Here is a 21374-nt window from a genome sequence, read left to right as displayed (position 1 = left end):
ATGTGTTTGTGGACATGTGTTCCGCTATTGATTGAAAATGACTAAGATTTTGTTATCTTGCTGCTAAATAGCGGAACGAGTGTCCTCGTTCCCTTGAAAAAGCTGTATTTTTTCACAAATAAGGGATCACATGTCCGTTTGACCCCTTACCTTATTCCTTGAAGGGGGCTTACTTGTTGCCAAGAAGCAAGCCTCCCTTTTTTGTTACGTTTTGCTTTTTAATGTGATATTCATTCGTTGCAAACGTCGAACAAGTAAATAGGCGAAAAAGGCAAAAAGATTGAAACCAATCCAGTACAAAAAGATTCCGAAAAGACTTCCGTTTGATAGCTGAAAAGGGATGAAACTTCTGATGAACATGCCCCCTAGTAACCCAAAACAAACGACGATCCCTGTGTTTAACACAGGTTGTAACAACTTAAAAATAAGAAACTCACCGTTGTGTTCTACCTTATTTCGTTCATAAAGAAACATACCGAGGATGAGAAAAATGACGGTACCAGTGATAACGATGAACGTTTCTAAAATAAACGGTTCATACATACTAAGGTCGCTTTGATAAGGTCTTTCCAATACCATATAGTACGGCAGTGTAATGTAGCTGATCCATTCATAATAATTAATAAGGTTAGAAGTCGTGGTGCTTGTATGAATTCGTAAACCTTCATCAATTAAGATGATCAAACCAAATGGCAAAACAGAGAATATGAGCGTTAAAATAACTTGAGAAATCATTTCACCTGCAATTGTACCGATGAGTAAAGCAAAGGTGAAGAAAAGAATAAAACCTATCAAGCGAACAATCAAGTCACTCGTCATTTGTATATCATTTAAAATCGGTGCAAATTCAGAGTTAGAGACAATGATATAAGCCAAGCCAACATTAAAAACGAAGAAGGTTATGATCGCAAGTGTCCCCATCAACCATTTTGAAAAGAAAATGTCTCGTCGGTGGAAAGGCCAGGAAAGTAAAAAATCGTGTTTGCGTGTGTTGCGCTCTAAACCAATCATCATCCCTGCCAAAATCACGAGGACAAAAACCATAAAAACACCAGAACCAGGATTGACAAATACATTGTAAATATCCCTTGCGGTAATGTCAGCGATTGTATAACGATCTATTCTTTCAATACGATCTCGCCAACCTTCCATTGAAACTAAGGCATAGAAAGGGAAGGACATGAATAATACGACGAACATAATCCCTAACATAATGCGCGTTTGTTTCCAATTCCAAAGCCAAAGCGCTTTATGAAACATCAGAATCACCTCCAAGTTTTGTGACGAATAAATCTTCAAGTGAAATCGGTAATTCTTCAAACAAGACAGGTTGATGATTCGCGATAACTTGTTCTGCTTCTTCATCACTTTGATCAATGATAAGTGTGTACACACGTCCCGTTTGATTGAGAATATTGACATGTTTGGTAACATCAGCAGGCATTTCTTTTTCAAAAACGACTTGAACTTTTTTGTACATTGTTTTCATTTCAGCTAGCTCATAATGGCTTTCAATCGAACCGTCTTTCATTAAAATAATTTCATCGCACATAAATTCCAACTCATCTAAACGGTGGGAGGAAATGATGATTGATACATCTCCATCTGCGACTTCCTCAATCAGAAACTGTAGAATCTGTTTTTTCACGATGACATCTAGCCCGTCTGTCGGTTCATCGAGCAAAATGTATTTAGCACGAGTGGAAAAAGCGAGTATAAGTGAAAATAGTGCTTTCATTCCTTTAGAATAGTGAGTAATTTTTTTCACTGTAGGAAGGGAGAAACGTTCCATTAGTTCGTAAAAATAATTGCGATCAAAACGATGATACGTCGCTTCGTAAATACGCACGATTTCATTTGTAGAATACTGTTTCAAAGCTTCTGGTGAATCAGGGACAAACATGACATCTTGTTTTTTGGCAGGTTGTTTGAAAATGCTTGCTTCATCGATCATCACATCACCATTGGTAGGTAATAAAATGCCGACCATTGTTCTAAGTAATGTTGTTTTACCAACGCCATTTCTTCCGACAACACCGATAATATGCCCTAACTCAACATTAAAGTTGATATCGTTCAAAATCGTTTCTTTTTGAACAACTTTTGTTATACGTTCAACTTTCATCATCTTCTCCTCCAATCTCCTCATAAAAATCCTCAAGCCAAGAAAATAACGTTTCTTTTTGAACCCCCGCATAGTAGCTATCAATGACGAGTTGTTTTAATTCATTTTTAATCTTTTCGCGTTGTGCAGGGGTTTGTTCGGAAATGAAATCTTCAGATATAAAAGTGCCCCTACCATGAATTGAAACAATGACACCTTGCCTTTCTAACTCACGGTAAGCTTTACTGACTGTATTTGGATTAATCAGCATCTGTGCGGATAACTCTCGTACAGAAGGAAGCTTTTCATTTGGGGATAGTACGCCCCGAGCACAAAGTTCTTTAATTTGTTGTATGACTTGTTCATAAAGAGGAGTGACACTTTTTGGATCAATGTTCAAAAGCATTGGTTCACCTCCTTGTGATAAAAGAATGAGTTATCTGTATTATGTGTATTATATGTCATAGTACACTTGAAGTTTAACCATCATTTATCATTTCGTCAAGAACGTATTTCGATGAACTTAGGGAATAAGTTGGTTTGTGAGAAGGGATGGGGGAAACACAAATAAGAAAAAGCCTCGACCAGGGTTATTGCACCCCAGGGTCAAGGCCTTGTTTTAATTGATTCCATGCATGAAGAAAAGGAGCGGCAATATCAGAAGGGGCGTTCAGTACGTCTCGAACATTTCCTTTTTGAATGATTCTACCGTCTATGATTACTGCTAGTTTTTCACTCATTGCTTCGATTTCTAATAAGTCGTGACTGACAAAAATCGCGGTTATATCGCGTTCGCGTAAGATGGATTTTAGCTCATACATCAAGGAAGCTTTCGTTGGTGCATCTAATGCGGAGAAAGGCTCGTCCATAAATAACGCTTCAGGCTCTAAAGCAAACGCACGTGCTAAATTCATCCGTTGTGCTTCACCACCGGAAAGGTTGTACGCATGCTCATTTGATAGATGATCGATTCGAAAACGTGTGAGCCATTCGTGCACGCGTTGCTCGCGTTCATTTTTAGCAATTCCTTTGATCTTTAAACCGAGCGCAACATTTTGAAATACGGTCATATCAAAACGTTGAGAATGTTGAAATACCGATGCAGTACGGTGACGTAAAGAAATAGGGATTTTATTCGGGTTTATTTTCATGCCATCAAACGTAATTGTACCTGATGTCGGTGGCTCGAGCATTGCTAAAATGTTGAGTAACGTACTTTTTCCAGCACCATTAGGACCGATAATGCCAATATGATCACCGCGTTTGAGCGAGAGTTCATCAACTTGCAAAATCATTTTATTTTGTTTCTGATAAGAGATGGCCTCTAACTGTAGAAGTGTCATCTAATTACCTGCCTTTGTTGAAAATACGTTAATAAAAACGTGATGAGAAAAGCAATCGTCATGAGGATAAACGATAGAGCAAAGGCAACATCGAAATTCCCGCGTGATACTTCCATGACCATCGCCGTCGTTAAAATGCGGGTATCGCCTAGTAAATTACCGCCAACCATCTGTGCTGCACCAACTTCAGCTAATACTCTACCAAGCCCAGCCATAACAGCAGCGACAATCCCAAATCGTGCTTCCCTTAATAAGAACCACCCATATTGCAAGCGAGTCGGTCCGAGTGCTTTTAGTTGTTTTTTCAACTGAGGATCTAAACGCTGTAAAGCAGCATAAGTAAGCGATATAATAATTGGCAACGATACGACGACTTGGGCTATCACGATCGCAGTCGGTGTAAACAACCATTGTATTGAGCCAAGAGGACCCGAGCGCCATAGGAAAATCGTTACCCATAAGCCAGCGACGACAGGAGGGAGGCCCATTCCAGCTTGTGCTAAAACGATAAGGAATCGCCGGCCAATAAAATGCTTTAACGCTAGCAGCATTCCTAAAGGGATCCCGATGATCATACTAATGAGCGTCGCTAAAATGCACACACGTAAAGTGAGCCAAGTGATATCAAAAATGTCGCGGTCCAACTCAATAATCATGCGGAAAGCTTCACTTAATCCAGAAACAATTAACTCCATGGTGGTAATATCCTCTCATTAAAATCTATGATTACTCATTTGCAACGGGAAAGAAGAGAGGTTCTCCATATTCTTCGGTTCCAAAGACCTCAATGATATCTTGGATCTCCTCAGTTAACAAAAATTCTACAAAGGCTTCACCTTTTTCACCATTGACCATATCAAATTCATCAGGATTGACTTGCATCACGTGATAAGGGTTTTCTAAAACTTCATCTCCTTCAATCACGATATCTAGCGTCTCTAACTGTTCTTCTAAAGAAAGGTACGTTCCACGATCGGTCAAAATATACCCGGCGCGTTCTGCAGCGATTCGTAATGTATCGCCCATACCCTGGCCAGACTCTTCATAATTGGAGAAGTCCGTCTCTACATCTGCTTTTTCCAAAATAGATCGTTCTTTTTTATGTGTACCAGAGTCATCACCACGGGAGAAGAATGGTACGTCAGCTTCATGAATGGCTTGAAATCCTTCAGCAATATCGAGGTCGCTAACATTGGCTGGGTCTTCTTCAGGCCCTAAAAAGACAAAGTCATTATACATCACGTATTGACGATTGATAGCACTGCCACCTTCAACAAGTTCTTTTTCAGCATCTGGGGCATGTACGAGTAGGGAGTCAGCTTCTCCACGTTCTCCCATTTCTAAAGCTTGTCCTGTACCTACGGCAATGATTTTTACATTCACGTTTTCTTCATCTTCGAACTGTGGAACGAGTTCATCAAGTAACCCGCTATCATACGTGCTCGTTGTTGTCGCTAAAATCATTTCATCCATTTCATTTTGGTTTGCTTCGTTTGAATCCGTTGTTTCACCTTCTGCTTGACAAGCAGTTAAAAAAAGAATAGAACATATCGCTAATAAAGATTTTTTCATGTTTTTCATACCTTTGTTTTTGTTGTTTGGTACAGAATTTGTCCTGATTTCTCGAGGTCGTACCCTTCAAATGTTTTCAAAACATCAATAAGCTGTTCATTTTGCAAAGTGTCCAATAAAGCTTGTAGCTTTTGTGAGGAATTATCGTTCCACTTGATCACGAGGTCAAACTGTTCTTCAACAAGAGGGATGAAGTTCAAATCAAGTTGTTTGGCTGCGGCTTCAATGCCTAACGTTACATCGCCTTCGTTTGTTTTTACTTTCGTCGCTGTTGCAAAGTGGTTGACTTCTTCATCATCGTAACCACTAATGCATGAAGGGTCGATCCCTTGTTTTGCAAGATGTGTATCTAGCAAACTTCTCGTTCCTGAACCCCGCTGTCGATTGACGAATGTGACATCATCTCTCGTTAAATCAGAAAATGATTCAATTTGTTTCGGATTTTCTTTGGTGGTGATGAGACCTTGGGCTCGTTTGGCGAAATGAACAACTGTAATCGGTTCATTCATGAAAAAGCGTTCTACTAAAGGGACATTGTAAGTATTTGTTGACTCATCAAGCCAATGAAGTGAACATACGTTTGCTTCGTTTCGGTATAAAGACATGCACCCTTCGAGACTACCGGTAAAAGCCGATTGTATCTGCAAACTTTCTTTTGAATAACTAGATGCCAGATGGATAAATTTTTCAAGTAACAGGTCGTGACTTCCAGTTAAAATTAAATGGTTTTCAGAAGTAGCTTGATTTGTTTGTCCACCTATTCGTTGGCGCTTTTTATATGACTCAAAAGCAGTTGCTTCAATACGCATTTTGTTGCCAACTTTAAAAGCTTCTAATTCACCCCGCTTAATTAACTCATAAACGGTATGTTTAGATATTTGTAAAAGTGAAGCGATATCATCAGGTGTATATATAGGTTGATTCAATTTCTAATCCCTCCTTTACTCATTTAAGATCTCGTTGTTAGCCATATTGTTTTATGTTTTTTTGCATTTAAAGCGAACCTGAATGTGATATATAAAGCAACGATCAATGCTCACAAAAACCATGATAAAATAATGAGCATGTTTGATTCTGTGACTTTGCACACATTCCAGTTAATTTTCATTTGGTTTTGTTGAGTTTCGTTAAGGTTTGTTTAGAGAGTGGGCGCTGTCATAGAAGGGGAGGTTGTGCTATACTTCACATGGTTATACATTCGTAAAGTGATTTCTCCTGATTGTGATTTTCATCATCAATGACAAAGTATGGTCATGTTACTGTGAAAGAAAGCGAGGAATTTATAGTGAGTAAAGTCCTTATATTCGGTGGCACTAGGTTTTTCGGTAAACGGCTCGTTGAAAAATGTTTAGCTAATGGGGATGAAGTGACAATTGCAACGCGGGGCAAACAACGAGATGATTTTGGGAACCGCATAGAACGAATAACAGTCGATCGTGCCAACCAATTATCCATGGAGACCGTTTTTGCAAAATCATTAACCAAATGGGATGTTATTTATGATCAAGTTTGCTTTTCTCCTTATGAAGCACAAATTGCATGTGATTTGTTTGCAGGACAAGTAGGCAAGTATGTGTTTACATCTTCTTTGTCAGTTTATGATATAGACGATCAACCGCTGAAATGTGAAAAAGACTTTGATCCGTTTTCGTATCCAATTCGTTCAGGTGGGCAAGAGGCGTTTTCATATAGTGAAGGAAAACGACAAGCTGAAGCGTTTTTTGCTCAAAAGGCTAGCTTTCCAGTCACCATGGTGCGTCCACCTATCGTTTTAGGGGAAGATGATTATACAGAGCGCCTCCATTTTCACGTACGTAAAATATTAAAAGGTGAACCGATTGGTATTGATTATCTAAATACTAAGTTATCCTTTGTAGGTTCTGATGACTTAGCGCAATTTTTATGTTGGATTGGGACAAATGATTTAACAGGACCTGTCAACAGTTCAGCCCCTGACCAAATCACATTAAATCATTTACTAGCTATTATTGAAGGTGGAAGTGAACATCAAGCTGCGGTTGTCGATTCTAAAGAAACGGAAGCGGAATCACCATTTAATTTTCCGAAATCAATTTATCAAGATGTTTCTGTCGCTGAGGCATCTGGCTATTGTTTTCAACCACTGAATCGCTGGTTAGCTCCGCTTATCCACAAGCTCCTCGCTGCTGAAAAATAATCAGGGAGAGGGATAATCACGTGAAAAACAAAAATTGGTCCATTGATTTAGAACACGAACCACATGATCAAGACAAAGCGCTCGTTATAGAAGATGGATTGAAGGCTGTTGAAGAGACTGCGCCAGGTTGCTATGTCAACTTAGTAACTCCGAGTGCGTTTGGAAATCCTGAGTCTTACCTTGGAGAGAGAGTTAAAGACCGTTTTAGAGAGGCGGTAAGCGTGTCCTATATTGATCAGTGTGGGTGTGGTGGGCACGTGTTACGTGTGACAATCAAATACTAAAGAAATGACCATTTCGTAAAGTCGACTAACAATAAAAGGTTTGTGGTCGACTTTTTAAAAGAAATAATCGCTCATACGACGTAAAAGTTGATTTTAAGCAAATAAAAAACCAAGGGGGGACCCCCTTGGTTTAAAGTAGCATGTTAATCTTTCTTTTTGTTATTCATCATTTGGCTGACTGTATTAAAGTCAATGGATCCTGAATCGTTCATAATCTTTTGAATCAATTCATCCTCAACTTCTTTGGAAACCGGTTTGTTGGCTAAACTACCTACTTGTTGGATTAAATCTCTTACGTTTTCTTCATCCTTTAAATCGTAATCTTTGACGGACTCAGCTAATTTTTTCACTTCATCCATGTTGACGCCTGTTTTTTTCTCGAAGTTTTTAAAAAATGGGTTGTTACTCACAGTACGTCTCCTCCTATTCCTCATTTTTTCCGGAAAAAGTCATATGGCTTTCCTTTCCGTCCTATAAAATAACTATATGCATAAACACTGCAGACGTTTGGGCGACTAGTAGTATTCAGGAGAAAAATCAAAAGAAATTTCATTCGTACATGTCAGATGAATTGGGCATGAAGCGCACAAATATTAGGTATTTGCATAGAGTAGCTAGTGAAAGGAAAGGAAGAAAGGAGAGAACCACCCATGTTCTATCACCATCACCCGCATATGTTATGGGGCCATCACCCGCATCATCCAACAGGGCATTATCATTACGGATATATGCATCACACCCCATGGCATGATCACCATGGACATCACGGATGGCATCATGGAGGGCATCATGGAGGGCACTATCCATGGCAACACCATCACTGGCATCCTCACTGGACTCATCACGGGCATGGATTTCACCCTTGGTTCGGGCCTATCTCCCCTTACCTACAATGGTAAAAGAGAATTTTGATCGGTATTTCTTTATGGCGGAGAAGTGAATGTCTCCGTCTTTTTCTTATGCAAAATCGCATGTTTGAATATATTTTTAATTATTTTCGCGATGGGCGAATAAAAGATTCATGGTTATAGAAACTATTCATGGACTACAAAATGAAGGAGTTGGCAAAAATGAAGAGGACTTTGTCCAAGTTACTGTTTGTGATGGCTCTTTTCATCGGCCTTCAAGCGATTGGGTTAACAAATGTGCTTGCCAATGATGCTGTTGAACAATCTTGGTGGGGAAACGATGAAGAGGAACAAACAGAAGAATTACCTGATTTAAGGGGGGGTTCGGAATATGAAAATCGTATTCAAGAACCAGTTCCCCAAACACTGTTGCAACAACTATACCCTGATACTGTATTTTTAAGTGGTCCGTGGGCGGAAAAAAAGGTCGCAATCACCTTTGATGATGGTCCTGACCCTCGTTTTACACCTGGTGTTTTGGAAAAGTTAAATGAACATAATGCAGCTGCTACTTTTTTTCTCATGGGAGCAAGAGCAGAAGCTAACCCAGATCTTGCGAGACGAATTGTAGAAGAAGGACATGATATTGGAAACCACACATATTGGCATCCTGATCTTGTTGAAGAAGGAAGCGTGGATACACTTGTAAACGAAGTAACTAAAACAGAGGACCAAATCGCAGAAATAACTGGGAAACGGACAAGCCTGTTCCGCCCACCATATGGTTTCCTTTACGAAAAGCTTGTCGAAGAATTAGCGGATTTACAGTATAACGTGATCGGCTGGACTGTTGATTCTTTGGATTGGCAAGAACTTCCTGTCGATGAAATTACGAGTAATGTCGTTGATAATACGCACCCTGGTGCGATTATTTTGATGCACGATGGTGGTGTTGAAGAACAAGATTTGACGAATACGATCGAATCACTTGACCGCATCATCCCTGAATTGCAAGAGCAAGGTTATGAATTTGTTACTGTTTCTGAGCTACTTAATATTCCAGCTGAGAAAGCGGAATAATTATGAACAAAAAGTCCCGGAAGAACAAGAGCTTGTATACTTCCGGGACTTTGTTTTTATTGTTTTTGTTTTTCCTCTTCCTTTAACCAATCAGGTGTTTTTGCTTTAGCGCCCCAAATAAATGGAAAGGCAATTGAGGCAATTAATATAAGTGGTGATGCGATCATGATGAGAAACCAGCTCATGTCCATGTGCAATTCCTCCCTATGCTTTTTTGTCTGCTTCATGCCCTTTAACGTAATTCGTATCAAATAAAAATAGGCGCATGAGTAAATAAAGCGATGGAATCAATAACAACAATCCTGCTATGAATACAATGATCAAAGAAATGGCCATAGCGTCATTAGTCACGCCGTCATAGATTGTTAAATGTGGATACAATAGGTACGGAAGGTGAGCTGCCCCGTATGCAAAAAATGCAGTTGCAAATTGTAACATCACAAAGATAAAAGCAAGGCCATATCGTTTTCGTTTCCAAATGAGTATTACCGCAGCCAAAAAGAATACGACAGAAAGTCCATACAACCATGATAAATCTGTCATATTTTGAAAGTGCGATGGATTGCGTTGATTCATTCCGAAAAATGCAATTACACAAGCGATAATCGTAGGAAAAGACCAAGCCAATGCATATTTTCTTAACAAATCTAGCGCGGGTTGGTCACCGGCTTTGTGAGCATAGAAAGTCATAAAACTACCAGAGATAAATAAGACACTAACGATCGCTAATGCGACGACGCTCCAGGAATAAATACTCGTAAAGAGCTCGCCATACAGCAGTTGAACATGGTTTTCTTCAACGGAAACATAGCCTCCAACAGCAACCGTGAGAACTGTTGTGAGGGAAGCAGGGATTAATAGGCCTGTTCCCCCATACAAAAACGTATATAGGTGACTGTCCTTTGAACCGTAGGTCGCAAATGCATAGTATGACCCGCGAAGGGCGATTAAAATGATCGAAATACTCCCCGGTATTAAAAGCGCTGATCCATAATAGTACGCTGTGTCAGGGAAAAATCCGACGATTCCAACAAAGAAGAATACGAGGAAAACATTCGTTACTTCCCAAACAGGCGACAAATAACGTTGAATCATATGGTGTACTTTATGTTTGTTGTTCGTGATTCTGCTGTAATAGCTGAAAAATCCTGCGCCAAAGTCGATTGATGCAACAATCAAATAACCATATAAAAACGTCCAAAGAACGGTAATACCTATCAATTCATAACTCATAACTGATTAAGCCCCCTCTCTTTCAATCCCGCGTTCAACGAGCTCGTGTTCAACTGGATAATGCTTGAACATTCTACGAAGTACAATGAAGCTCGTAACACCTAAAATGGCGTATAAAATAGAGAAAAGGACGAGCATGATATCAACATGCTGTGATGATGTTGCTGCTTCGCTAACGGTCATAACCCCATTAATAATCCAAGGTTGTCGTCCGATTTCAGCGAAGAACCACCCCGATTGCGTTCCTAACATGGCAATCGGTCCTCCAGCTGCGATCGCCCATAACATTTTGTTACTGAACCCATTAAACCGTTTGATTGGATTAAAGCGGTTGTGCCAATTCATCAAGACAAATGCTACCGACACAAGGAGTAAATACATACCGATGAAAACCATGATATCAAACAAGTAATGGACAAAGAGTGGGGGTAATTCCTCTTCAGGAAATTCATTCAAACCGATTACTTCTTCACCAGTTGTTCCCCCAGCTAAGATACTTAATGCATAAGGAATTTCTAACGCATAATTGACTTCATTATCTTCTGTCAAAACGCCACCTAAGACAAGAGGCGCTTCAGATGTCGTTTCGAAGTGCCATTCAGCTGCTGCTAATTTTTCTGGTTGATATTCGTGTAAAAACTTTCCGGACAAGTCACCAATTGCAGCAGTAGCAATCGCAAACACAGCACCTGTAACCATTGTCATATGGAGTGCTTTTTTATGGTAAATATGATTGCTTCCACGCATTAATTTAAATGCTGCAATCGCCGCTAAGATAAATGCAGTCGTTAAATAACATGTAATAATTACGTGCGATACTTTCGTTGGTGTTGCAGGGTTAAACATCGCTTGTAGCGGACTCACATTCGTTAGAACACCATCAACCAAATCGAACCCGTACGGTGTATTCATAAAGCCGTTGACGGTTGTGATAAAGAACGCTGAAGCTGTCGCACCGATGACGACTGGAATAACGAGTAAGAAATGCTTCATTTTACTCTTAAAGCGATCCCATGTGTATAAATAAATACCTAAGAAAATCGCTTCAAAGAAAAACGCAAAAACTTCCATAAATAATGGGAGGCCAATCGTATGGCCAGCTGCTTGCATAAAGTTTGGCCAAAGCAAACTGAGTTGTAAGCCAATGGCTGTACCGGTTACGACGCCGACGGCAACGACGACGACAAAACCGCGCGCCCAACGTCTTGCTAACAGTGTATAATGCGGATCATTACGTTTGATCCCCATCCATTCAGCAATGGCGATCATTAGCGGTGCACCGACCCCTACTGTCGCAAAAATAATGTGAAAAGATAGTGTTATAGCCGTTAAAATCCGACTATATAACACCGGATCGTATTCAAACACGCTTCATCCCTCTTTTCTTTTAAAGTTATGTTCATTCTTTTGATCATCGACTGTTTTTGTAGTAAAACAAAGTTGTACTTAATGGCATTGTATAAAATCACACAAAACAGTAATATAGGGGTTAACACCTAGTATAGGAGATATTTGTTGCGAATGAGTGAACAAAAAATGATGATTTTTTGACAAAAATATTGACATTTTAAATGAAAACTTAAAAATTGGAAAAATGAAGAAAGGTTGAGGGCGATGAAAATTATTTTGGCAGATTCTGAGGCTGTCTTTCGTTATGGACTTTCCCAATTGTTAAACGATCTATTTACGGTTGAGGCACTTACTTCTGTTGATCATTTTAGTCATTTATATGAACAAGTTCATCGTTACACATTTGATATTATTTTTTTGGATGTGGAATTAGAGGGGGGAGGCGATGTATTTGGCGCTGTGCAACAACTTCGGTCAATACCGACACACCATCGCATTATTGTTACAAGTCGTGATGACAACCAAGAGATGGAAAAACAAGCGTATATGGCAGGAGCTGATGGGTTTTTAGAAAAACGTGTGTCACTTGATGAGGCGATTGATGATTTACAAAAAATTCATGATGGAGAAAAAGTATTTTATTTAGATCGATATCGCTTTCGTTCTACAGAAAACAATCTTACACAGCGTGAGAAAGAAGTTTTCAGGTTGACTGTATATGGATATACAATAAATGAAATAGCGGACATATATAACATCGCAACAAAAACCGTAGAAAATCACCGCAGAAACATTCGTAAAAAACTAGGTGTGAAGACGAAAAAAGAGTGGATTACTAAGGCAAAGGAAATAGGATTAATTAATTTTTAGTTGTTTAATAACCATCGATAATTATGTTAGCTATGCTTATTTCTAGTTTACTTTCGACATGATAGACTAGTTTTAATGAATAAGAAGTTTAAAAAATGGGGAATATATCATGTTTGAATTGGTCGATCAAATTAGCTATTTTTTTCGTGAACCATTTCTGAATGCAGCTAATCAGTTTGAAAATATCCCGATTTTAGCAGCGTTTTTATTAGGCGTCGTTGGTGCATTGGCACCATGTCAGTTTTCGGGTAATATTAGTGCGATCACTTTGTACGGAACGAAATCTGTCAATAAAGGCATTTCTGGGTGGGATACGTCTTTTTATGTACTAGGTAAAATCGTCGCTTTTTCAGGGATTGGTTTCATCGTATGGTTACTTGGACAAGAGTTTCAACAGTCTCTGACTGAATTTTTTCCATGGATAAGGCGATTGATTGGGCCGATGTTAATTTTGATCGGTTTATATATGCTCGGGCTCATTCGAATGCATTGGACATTGAATTTATGGAAGCAAAATGAAATGAAAAAAGAAGGAAAATGGGGTGCTTTTTTACTAGGTTTTAGTTTTTCGTTAGCATTTTGTCCTACGATGTTTTTATTGTTCTTTATGACGTTAATGCCACTAGTATTGTCAACATCTTACGGTGCAATTTTACCAAGTATATTTGCGGTTGGAACCTCAATTCCATTCCTTATTGTTATTGGGGTCATTTGGTATTTAGGCTTTAGTGGAGGTGTCATGAAGAAGGGACGTAAGCTCGGAATGGTTGTTCAAAAGGTTGCTGGAGGTATGATGATTTTTATTGGGGTTATGGATATTTTGACATTTTGGTAAATAGAGAAAAAAGAGGGTGTTTCAAACGTTGGTATAAAACTGATTTTTGAGGCACTTTTTTTGTGTCTTTCTAACGGATAAGTGAATGATTTGTTATCAATTTTTTGTAACAGTCTTTTCTTCGGACAATCAGAAGTCGGTTACGTGTATATTTCTCCATTTTGTTTCGTAAGTATCGAGTAGACGGTCAAGCATCAAAAAGGTGATGAGTCATCGATTATCGTCTTGGCTATGTATCTCGGGCGTCTTATTTCAAAAAATCACACCCGTCCGGTATCAGATGAAAGGGGGAATTATGATGAAGCATGTACACACGTCGTTCGATGAAGCTGTTGCTCCGATTCAAGATGGTGCAACGCTACTCGTGGGAGGTTTTGGGTTGTGTGGTATTCCTGAAGGGTTGATCCAAGCATTACAACGTTCTGGTGTCAAAGGATTGACAATTGTTTCAAACAATTGTGGTGTTGACGATTGGGGATTAGGTTTACTGTTAAAGAAAAAACAAATTGATCGCATCGTTGCATCGTATGTTGGTGAAAATAAAGAATTTGAACGTCAAGTATTAGCTGGTGAATTGGAGGTTGAACTCGTACCTCAAGGGACTTTAGCAGAACGAATTCGTGCAGGTGGGGCAGGAATTCCTGCATTTTATACGCCAGCTGGTGTCGGAACAAAAATAGCTGAAGGAAAAGAAGTTCGTACATTTGATAATCAAGAATACTTGTTAGAACACGCCATTAAGGCAGACTTTAGTCTTGTACGGGCGCAATATGGAGACACATACGGAAATTTAATTTACAACAAAACGGCCCGTAACTTTAATCCGATGATTGCAGCTGCTGGTGAACTAACGATTGCTGAAGTAGAAAACCTCGTTAAACCAGGGGATCTAGACCCTGCTGCTGTTCATACGCCAAGCATTTATGTTGATGAGTTGATTGTTGGGGAACAAGAAAAACGGATTGAACGAAAAACCGTTGCAGACAGCAAGTAATGAGAGGGGAAGGGGGAAAAAATATGGATCGAAAAAAAGTACGTGAACAAATTGCGCGAAGAGCTGCACAGGAAATTCATGAAGGTGACTATGTGAATTTAGGAATTGGTATGCCAACGATGGTGGCTAATCATATTTCAGAAAATAAAAAAGTGGTTTTACAATCAGAAAATGGGTTATTAGGTATTGGACCATATCCAACAGAAGAAGAGCTTGATCCTGATTTAATTAATGCAGGGAAGGAAACAGTTACAGCGATTGATGGAGCTGCTTATTTTGATAATGCAGAATCTTTTGCAATGATTCGTGGTGGTCACATTGATGTGGCGATTTTAGGTGGGATGGAAGTCGCAGAAAATGGTGACCTCGCCAATTGGATGATTCCAGGGAAAATGATTAAGGGTATGGGTGGTGCCATGGACCTTGTTCATGGTGCAAAAAAAGTGGTCATTATTATGGAACATGTTAACCGAAATGGAGATCCGAAAATATTAAAGCGTTGTCAATTGCCGTTAACAGGAAAAGGTGTAGTCAATCGTATCATAACAGACCGTGCTGTTATAGACGTGAAAGAGGATGGTTTGTACCTTGTTGAAACGCTAAATGGCTATTCGAGTGAAGAAGTACAAAATTCAGTAGAGCCAATGCTGATTATGTGAAATAAAAGCAGCAAAGTTGTGTAACATATAGAAGGTGAAAAAGTTGAGAAATTGTCAGAAACATCGTGTTTTATAGGTCTTTTATCCTGTTATCATGTTATCATGATTAGATCGCATGGTTTTAGAATAGGATAGGGGGCTTTTGATGTTTTTCAAAGCGAAAAAATCGATGAACCAACAACCTAAAAGGCTGAATACAGATTTAGAGGTAACTTTAGACATTCCGGATCAAATGACTAAAAAGCAAGTCCAGTTAGTAAAGCTGACGAAAACGGATTTATCTATAGCGAAGTCTTTACAGCCATTGATTGACCAACACTTAGATACAATAGTAAATGGCTTTTATGAACAAATTCTTTCGATTCCGAAACTAAATGATATGATCCACCAATATAGTACAACAGAACGGCTAAAATTAACATTGTCCACTCATATCCAACAAATGTTTTCAGGTTGTATAGATAATGATTTCTTTTCAGTTAGAAAACAAGTGGCTCAAGTACATTACCAGATTGGTTTACGTCCTAAATGGTATATGGGGGCATTCCAAAACCTTTTAACATCTTTAATGAGCGTTTTAAGAACAGAAATTGAAGACCCAGATGAATACGACCGAGCGTTTCAGGCCATATCAAAGTTATTGAATTTCGAACAACAACTTGTGCTTGAGGAATACGAAAATGAGGAAAAGTTGCAAAGAGAAAGAGTATACGAGCAAGTAAAGAATGACTTAAAGGAAAAAATCACTGTTCTATCCGAAGAATTAGCTACCTTGTCACAACAAACATCTTTGTCTGTGGAACATTTGATTGAAACTACAGATCATGTCAATCAGACGATTCAACATGGAGCGATGCAATCAAAAAAAACCTCAACCCACGCGCGAGATGGGAAAAGTCGTATGGGCGAACTATCCAATAATATGGATGATTTAAGTGAAAAGTCACAAAATATGCAAGGTTTTGTTAATCAGTTAGCGACGTCTTCAAATGAAATTAAGCGTGTAATTGGCTTAGTAAAAAGTATTGCAGAGCAAACGAATTTACTAGCGCTGAATTCTGCGATTGAAGCAGCTCGTGCTGGTGAATATGGAAAAGGTTTTGCAGTTGTTGCTGACGAGGTTCGCAAACTTTCTGATGAAACAAAAGATTCTGTCGAGGTCATTGAACAGCTTGTTCAGTCATCAATAGAAGATAACGAAAAAGTCACAATGGCTACCCAGGAAGTCGACGAACTTATTGTGAGAGGAACAGAAGAAGCAAAACAAACAGAGGAATCGTTTCAAAATATTGCTTCAGCGACCGACGAAAATATCGAATTGATTACAAGTGTTGATGATCAATTTAAACATATTGTAGAAACGGTTAAAGAAATAAGAAAAGCCTCAGAAGAAGTCGCTTCTTCAGCTAAGCAACTGAATGATAATACAAAAGAAGTCTAGAGCAATATTGAAAGCAGATAACCATAAAAAGCCAGGAAGTTTCTAAATTTTACTAACCCCTTCTTACACATAGGAATTGAACATCGACGTACACTATGCCTACAAACAAAAAGGGGGGTGAAAAAACATGGAAACAAACAACAGAAGTTCAAGCAGCAACCAATTAGTAGTACCTGGCGTACAACAAGCTTTAGATCAAATGAAGTATGAGATCGCACAAGAATTTGGTGTTGAGCTAGGTCCAGACGCGACTTCTCGCGCAAACGGATCTGTAGGTGGAGAAATTACAAAACGACTTGTTCAAACAGCTGAACAGCAATTTAGCGGTCAGCAACAACAATAAATAATAAAATAACATGGCTGTAGAAGAGGTGGAATCACTCCATCTCTTCTTTTTATCGATTACTTTGGGTAAATATGGTGGTGAATTTCATTTAACCTAAAGAGGAGGAAGAGGGTTTGTTATGTCCGGTTTGCAACGGGTTGACGGAAGTGAGTGTCCAATGTCCGACTTGTAAAAGTCCGCTTAAAGATCAAGGAAAAGAACTCGATCGATTAGATGATTATAGTGCCTATGAAGAAGTGGATACAGTGAAGCTAGCTGATGGTATTCCAGATGATGAACAAAATCATCGATGCCCCCATGCAACGATTTGTCCTGAATGTAACTGGGAAGGCATTGTTCTTGTAGAGGAGTGGCCAGAACAAGCTTTGAACTATGATGACCAGCATGATATGTGAAAAAGAAAAACATAAAAAAGGAGCTGACTCAAAGGGGGATCTTTGAAAAAAGTCAGCTCCGTAAAACACTTTTAAGGTTAAGTTTAATTAACGAATTCTCAGCTCAGTATCTGGGTCAAAGAAGTGTACTTTGTTCATATCTAATGCTAACTTAATGTTTTGTCCACCTGATACATCTGCACGAGAATCAACCCGGGCGACAAAGTCTTGTTCGCCAATTTTAGAGTATAAGATCGATTCAGCTCCCATTAATTCAGCAACGTCAATGAGTGCTTCTAAGCTAGTGTCAGGAGTTGATTCGATAAATACAGGTTCATCATGGATGTCTTCAGGACGAATTCCGAGTACAAGTTCTTTGTTATTATATTGTTCAAGTGATTTCAGTTTTCCTTCTGGAACAGTAAGCGCCATGTCCCCAATATAAAACTTACCATCGGAAAGTTTTCCTTCTAAGAAGTTCATTGCAGGTGAACCAATAAAGCCACCAACAAACATATTTTCCGGGTAGTCATAAACCTCTTTTGGTTTACCTACTTGTTGAATTAAACCGTCTTTCATAATGACAATTCGTGTTGCCATTGTCATGGCTTCGGTTTGGTCGTGGGTAACGTAAATCGTTGTCGTTTGTAGACGTTGGTGTAATTTTGAAATTTCTGCACGCATTTGTACACGCAATTTCGCATCTAAGTTCGACAATGGTTCGTCCATTAAGAATACTTTAGGATTACGAACAATCGCACGACCGAGTGCAACACGTTGACGTTGACCACCAGACAACGCTTTCGGTTTACGGTCTAGTAATTCATTTAACCCAAGGATATTTGCCGCATTATTTACACGTTCTTCAATATCATTTTTATCAAATTTACGTAATTTTAGGCCGAATGCCATATTATCGTAAACGTTCATATGTGGATAGAGGGCATAGTTCTGGAATACCATCGCGATATCGCGATCCTTTGGTGCAACATCGTTAACACGATTACTATCAATGTATAAATCACCGTTTGTGATCTCCTCTAAACCTGCTACCATTCTTAGTGTAGTTGATTTACCACAACCTGAAGGACCAACAAAAACGATAAACTCTTTATCATTAATCTGCAAATCGAAATCAGATACCGCTTTCACATTACCATCAAAAATTTTGTCAATATGGTTAAAAGAAATCTCAGCCATTGTATTCCCTCCTCGAATTTCGTAACGGAATGTATCCGTTTTCAACTAGATTTAGTGTAGCGTGTAATTGAGGTGTATACTAGTGTCATTGTGCACAAAAATCCGTGCGAACGTATTGTGCAAATTGCAATCGTTTTCATTGAAAGGTGTTTTAAAAGCTATTCGAGTGATCATGAAGGAGCATCATGATGACGTAAACGGCTGCAGCGTTATGAAACTTTTTAATATCAATATTTGTGCGTTCAATAAATTTGTCGATGCGATATTGTAAACTATTTCGGTGCATATATAAAGATTTGGCTGCAGAAGAAATGTTCATATTGCAATCGAGAAATGTTTTGACGGTTTGGAGTAGATTGTAATCATTACCAACTGGATGAAGCTTGTCTATAAATTTTTGCTTTGTTGTTTCGTCTAGTTGAGATAAAAGCCATTGGAGAATGATTTCTTGTTCGATAAACACAGACTTTCTTGGTGTTTGTTTTCGTGCGTAATAAAAACCTGTATTTTCAAATTGATAGCGATCATAAGCATGCTCAACACCCGTGAATGGAGAACCGATATATAGCCAAAGTTGAATAAAAAAATCGCTTACAAGTGTATCTACATATTGTTGAACATGATCATGTGGCTCGTCGTCGTTTTCATCCACACGTTGTATAAGGACGCCAGCCTGCCCAGATCGCCAAATAATGGTTTCCGTTTCAGGGAAGAGGCTCTCTAATGCTACCTGAAAAGACTCCGTCTCTGACGGCGTATCTTTTAGAAGGAAGTGGATAAATCGAAAGTTTTGCTTACGATCATTTGCAAATTTATAATCACTGTTTTCATTTGTTTTATTTTTTAATAAAAGGTTATACCAGAAAGAAAGAACTGGAGATTGTTCTTTTGTTTCTCCTTCGTAGACAACAGTATATAACGAACGGAGTAAGCGGATTTCTTCTTCAGTTAGTTTTTGTTTATGAAAGGTCAGTTTATTTTTAGATTCATCTTCCAATGTCAATACATCCATTGACGATGTTTGCATGTTTTTATCTTCATGATCGACAATTGCAAATTCATATGTGTCATATAATTTTTCTAACATCGGTCAATAACGCCCCTTTTTAAGCCTGTTCTAAAGAAGTTGTTTTAATGTTCGTAAATATGAAAGAGCATTAAATCATGTACAGCTGATTCAAGGTCTGTTTTGTCTTGGAGGTTTTCACTGTCAGGAGAAAGCCATTCAATTTTTCCGTCATAATGATAGATGCCCCGATGTTTCTTTTGTCGGTAAAAAAATTGAAAGGACCACGATTTTTTTCCTTCATTGGAGATTTTAGGTGTGTAATGGAAATGGCTAATCATCGTTTTTCCTCCTTTTGTGATTATGTTCGTTTAGTCGATCGGTGAACATTGATATTTTCATCGTATCATATCTCAATGTCATCGTGGTATGAACGTTATATCGTCATAAATTTTCCACAGGTGCTTCCGGAAAACAAACCGATGGATCATAGCAGGATGTTACGAACCATCGGTTTGTTTGATAAAACCCTCTTGAAAAATAGAAACGAGGGCGTTATTCACTGACTGTTGTATATCTTTTTCATCAAAGGACATCGGTTTTGCATTGATATCTACAATCCATAGTCGATCTTTTTCATCGACGAGTACATCAATAGAAAATTCTTGTATGCGAGAATCTACTTGTTGGATCATTTTTCCGGTCATATTTACCAAAGCTTCAAGTTTCGAATCGATCTTGGATACGTCAAATTCATCCTTCGATCCGATTTCTCCTCCGCGTGGTACGTGTGTCGTCAGTTGCTGTTTATTAGCAAGTCGTATGCCAACCCCTGTTCGTTGCCACGCGTTGTTTAATTTGTGAGCGATGATGCGAAAGTCATAACGTTGACCTGCTTTTGATTTATAAGTGAGCGCAGGTTGGGCAATGTATCGAGTTTTTGTCAACGCAGGGGACAGCTTATACCATAGTTTGTTTAAATTAGGAAAATGGAAACGGTCTGTTTGCGTTGTTAATGACCATTTTTTGTCATCCATCTGATGGACGAGGGCAATCCCTTTTCCTAAAGAACCGATTACGGGTTTTAAATAAATGGATTGATATTTATAACAAAAAGAGCAGAAATGATCTAAATCAGAGATGTTTACTGTTTCGGGAATATATTTGCGTAAATGCAGATTTCTCGTCAAATGATTGAAAATAACATCTTTTTCAAAAAATGAGGGGTTGAAGAGTGGAATGTCGTGTTGATCTAATTCTTTACAGAAGTTTTGGAATTTACTCGAATGTTCTCCTCTCCGTGATGGATAGCGATTGTATACGATATCAGGTAAGGGACAATGTGTTTGATACCACTTGTTTCTTTTAGGAGAAAACAACCAACCATTTTTTATCGTATCACTTAGTGTATGAGATAACGGAAGCATATAGAGAATGCCTCCGTTATTGGATAAATGTTTTGCTAGTGCTGTGAACCAAGGCTGGTCGTGATGAGGTATTTGTTGTATTGATTTTCCTACTAGTATGCCCACAATTGGACCGACCCGTTGTTGATGATGGAGGACGGAAAAAAAATCTTCTGTTCTTTTATTTTCTTGATATTGTACGAGTTCTTCGTTTTTTCCGATGTACAATGGACAGGCTCCAGGATGGCAGTGA

Annotated in this window: 25 protein-coding genes; 10 read left to right on the top strand and 15 right to left on the bottom strand. The window is 38.7% G+C overall.

Features of this window, described 5'->3' with window-relative positions; translation table 11 throughout:
* Positions 1-204: 204 nt before the first annotated feature.
* From HNQ41_RS07135 to HNQ41_RS07105, 7 genes are all read right to left on the bottom strand, one after another.
* Positions 205-1260: an ABC transporter permease gene (locus HNQ41_RS07135; RefSeq protein WP_184663736.1), complete on the bottom strand. Its 1056-nt coding sequence runs from the start codon at positions 1258-1260 to the stop codon at positions 205-207.
* Entirely contained in the window at positions 1250-2125 is an 876-nt protein-coding gene (locus tag HNQ41_RS07130) for an ATP-binding cassette domain-containing protein (protein ID WP_343043339.1), read from the bottom strand. Before HNQ41_RS07130 ends, HNQ41_RS07135 begins: the two co-directional genes overlap by 11 nt.
* Positions 2115-2510 (bottom strand): GntR family transcriptional regulator, encoded by a 396-nt coding sequence (locus HNQ41_RS07125; protein ID WP_184663734.1) that lies wholly within the window; start codon positions 2508-2510, stop codon positions 2115-2117. The genes HNQ41_RS07130 and HNQ41_RS07125 overlap by 11 nt, the downstream gene beginning before the upstream one ends.
* Before the next feature lie 184 nt (positions 2511-2694).
* Positions 2695-3447, bottom strand: a complete 753-nt coding sequence (locus HNQ41_RS07120) for an ABC transporter ATP-binding protein (RefSeq protein WP_184663733.1) — start codon at positions 3445-3447, stop codon at positions 2695-2697.
* On the bottom strand, positions 3444-4142 hold the full coding sequence (locus HNQ41_RS07115) for an ABC transporter permease (protein WP_184663732.1): 699 nt from the start codon (positions 4140-4142) through the stop codon (positions 3444-3446). Before HNQ41_RS07115 ends, HNQ41_RS07120 begins: the two co-directional genes overlap by 4 nt.
* Positions 4143-4173: 31 nt before the next feature.
* Positions 4174-5019: an ABC transporter substrate-binding protein gene (locus HNQ41_RS07110; protein WP_246421532.1), complete on the bottom strand. Its 846-nt coding sequence runs from the start codon at positions 5017-5019 to the stop codon at positions 4174-4176.
* Between the two features lie 5 nt (positions 5020-5024).
* Entirely contained in the window at positions 5025-5945 is a 921-nt protein-coding gene (locus HNQ41_RS07105) for a substrate-binding domain-containing protein (protein WP_184663730.1), read from the bottom strand.
* Positions 5946-6304: 359 nt separating this feature from the next.
* Here HNQ41_RS07105 and HNQ41_RS07100 point away from each other — a divergent pair, with 359 nt between their 5' ends.
* Together HNQ41_RS07100 and HNQ41_RS07095 are read left to right on the top strand one after the other, a co-directional pair.
* The gene (locus HNQ41_RS07100; RefSeq protein ID WP_184663729.1) at positions 6305-7195 is read left to right on the top strand and encodes an NAD-dependent epimerase/dehydratase family protein; all 891 of its coding nucleotides are present in this window, start codon (positions 6305-6307) and stop codon (positions 7193-7195) included.
* Between the two features lie 20 nt (positions 7196-7215).
* Entirely contained in the window at positions 7216-7479 is a 264-nt protein-coding gene (locus tag HNQ41_RS07095) for a CGCGG family putative rSAM-modified RiPP protein (protein ID WP_184663728.1), read from the top strand.
* Between the two features lie 143 nt (positions 7480-7622).
* Here the strand turns inward: HNQ41_RS07095 and HNQ41_RS07090 are convergent, their stop codons facing one another.
* Positions 7623-7889, bottom strand: a complete 267-nt coding sequence (locus HNQ41_RS07090) for a stage VI sporulation protein F (RefSeq protein WP_343043338.1) — start codon at positions 7887-7889, stop codon at positions 7623-7625.
* A gap of 660 nt (positions 7890-8549) precedes the next feature.
* On the opposite strand from HNQ41_RS07090, the gene HNQ41_RS07085 reads away from it, so the two are divergent.
* A complete protein-coding gene (locus HNQ41_RS07085) occupies positions 8550-9407 on the top strand; it encodes a polysaccharide deacetylase family protein (RefSeq protein WP_184663726.1) in 858 nt (285 codons plus the stop codon).
* Positions 9408-9463: 56 nt separating this feature from the next.
* Here the strand turns inward: HNQ41_RS07085 and cydS are convergent, their stop codons facing one another.
* Genes cydS through HNQ41_RS07075 form a run of 3 tightly spaced genes read right to left on the bottom strand, consistent with a single transcriptional unit; the run spans position 9464 to position 12008 of the window.
* Positions 9464-9598 (bottom strand): cytochrome bd oxidase small subunit CydS family protein, encoded by a 135-nt coding sequence (cydS, locus tag HNQ41_RS16760; RefSeq protein ID WP_281393985.1) that lies wholly within the window; start codon positions 9596-9598, stop codon positions 9464-9466.
* Between the two features lie 13 nt (positions 9599-9611).
* Positions 9612-10640, bottom strand: a complete 1029-nt coding sequence (locus HNQ41_RS07080) for a cytochrome d ubiquinol oxidase subunit II (RefSeq protein WP_184663725.1) — start codon at positions 10638-10640, stop codon at positions 9612-9614.
* Between the two features lie 6 nt (positions 10641-10646).
* Entirely contained in the window at positions 10647-12008 is a 1362-nt protein-coding gene (locus tag HNQ41_RS07075; protein WP_184663724.1) for a cytochrome ubiquinol oxidase subunit I, read from the bottom strand.
* A gap of 246 nt (positions 12009-12254) precedes the next feature.
* Between HNQ41_RS07075 and HNQ41_RS07070 the strand changes: the two genes are divergently transcribed.
* The 7 genes from HNQ41_RS07070 (at position 12255) to HNQ41_RS07040 (ending at position 17530) form a co-directional block, all read left to right on the top strand.
* Entirely contained in the window at positions 12255-12860 is a 606-nt protein-coding gene (locus tag HNQ41_RS07070; protein WP_184663723.1) for a response regulator transcription factor, read from the top strand.
* Positions 12861-12969: 109 nt separating this feature from the next.
* The gene (locus HNQ41_RS07065; protein WP_184663722.1) at positions 12970-13695 is read left to right on the top strand and encodes an urease accessory protein UreH domain-containing protein; all 726 of its coding nucleotides are present in this window, start codon (positions 12970-12972) and stop codon (positions 13693-13695) included.
* A 298-nt stretch (positions 13696-13993) separates the two neighbouring features.
* The gene (locus HNQ41_RS07060; RefSeq protein ID WP_184663721.1) at positions 13994-14689 is read left to right on the top strand and encodes a CoA transferase subunit A; all 696 of its coding nucleotides are present in this window, start codon (positions 13994-13996) and stop codon (positions 14687-14689) included.
* Between the two features lie 23 nt (positions 14690-14712).
* On the top strand, positions 14713-15348 hold the full coding sequence (locus HNQ41_RS07055; protein ID WP_184663720.1) for a 3-oxoacid CoA-transferase subunit B: 636 nt from the start codon (positions 14713-14715) through the stop codon (positions 15346-15348).
* Between the two features lie 145 nt (positions 15349-15493).
* The gene (locus HNQ41_RS07050; protein WP_184663719.1) at positions 15494-16789 is read left to right on the top strand and encodes a globin-coupled sensor protein; all 1296 of its coding nucleotides are present in this window, start codon (positions 15494-15496) and stop codon (positions 16787-16789) included.
* Between the two features lie 127 nt (positions 16790-16916).
* Positions 16917-17132: an alpha/beta-type small acid-soluble spore protein gene (locus HNQ41_RS07045; RefSeq protein WP_184663718.1), complete on the top strand. Its 216-nt coding sequence runs from the start codon at positions 16917-16919 to the stop codon at positions 17130-17132.
* Between the two features lie 116 nt (positions 17133-17248).
* Positions 17249-17530, top strand: coding sequence for a hypothetical protein (locus tag HNQ41_RS07040; RefSeq protein WP_184663717.1), 282 nt, complete (start codon positions 17249-17251; stop codon positions 17528-17530).
* A gap of 87 nt (positions 17531-17617) precedes the next feature.
* Here the strand turns inward: HNQ41_RS07040 and HNQ41_RS07035 are convergent, their stop codons facing one another.
* The 4 genes from HNQ41_RS07035 to HNQ41_RS07020 all read right to left on the bottom strand — a co-directional run bounded on the left by HNQ41_RS07035 (position 17618) and on the right by HNQ41_RS07020 (position 21349).
* On the bottom strand, positions 17618-18709 hold the full coding sequence (locus tag HNQ41_RS07035) for an ABC transporter ATP-binding protein (RefSeq protein WP_184663716.1): 1092 nt from the start codon (positions 18707-18709) through the stop codon (positions 17618-17620).
* 151 nt (positions 18710-18860) lie between these two features.
* Positions 18861-19796, bottom strand: coding sequence for a PucR family transcriptional regulator (locus tag HNQ41_RS07030; RefSeq protein ID WP_184663715.1), 936 nt, complete (start codon positions 19794-19796; stop codon positions 18861-18863).
* 44 nt (positions 19797-19840) lie between these two features.
* On the bottom strand, positions 19841-20056 hold the full coding sequence (locus HNQ41_RS07025; protein ID WP_184663714.1) for a DUF5342 family protein: 216 nt from the start codon (positions 20054-20056) through the stop codon (positions 19841-19843).
* A gap of 159 nt (positions 20057-20215) precedes the next feature.
* Positions 20216-21349 (bottom strand): YheC/YheD family endospore coat-associated protein, encoded by a 1134-nt coding sequence (locus tag HNQ41_RS07020; protein ID WP_184663713.1) that lies wholly within the window; start codon positions 21347-21349, stop codon positions 20216-20218.
* Between the last annotated feature and the right edge of the window lie 25 nt (positions 21350-21374).

The organism is Texcoconibacillus texcoconensis (genome assembly GCF_014202575.1).
Lineage (GTDB): Bacteria > Bacillota > Bacilli > Bacillales > Salisediminibacteriaceae > Texcoconibacillus > Texcoconibacillus texcoconensis.
Note: the sequence above shows the minus strand (reverse complement) of the source record. Positions and strands in the feature narration are given on the sequence as shown.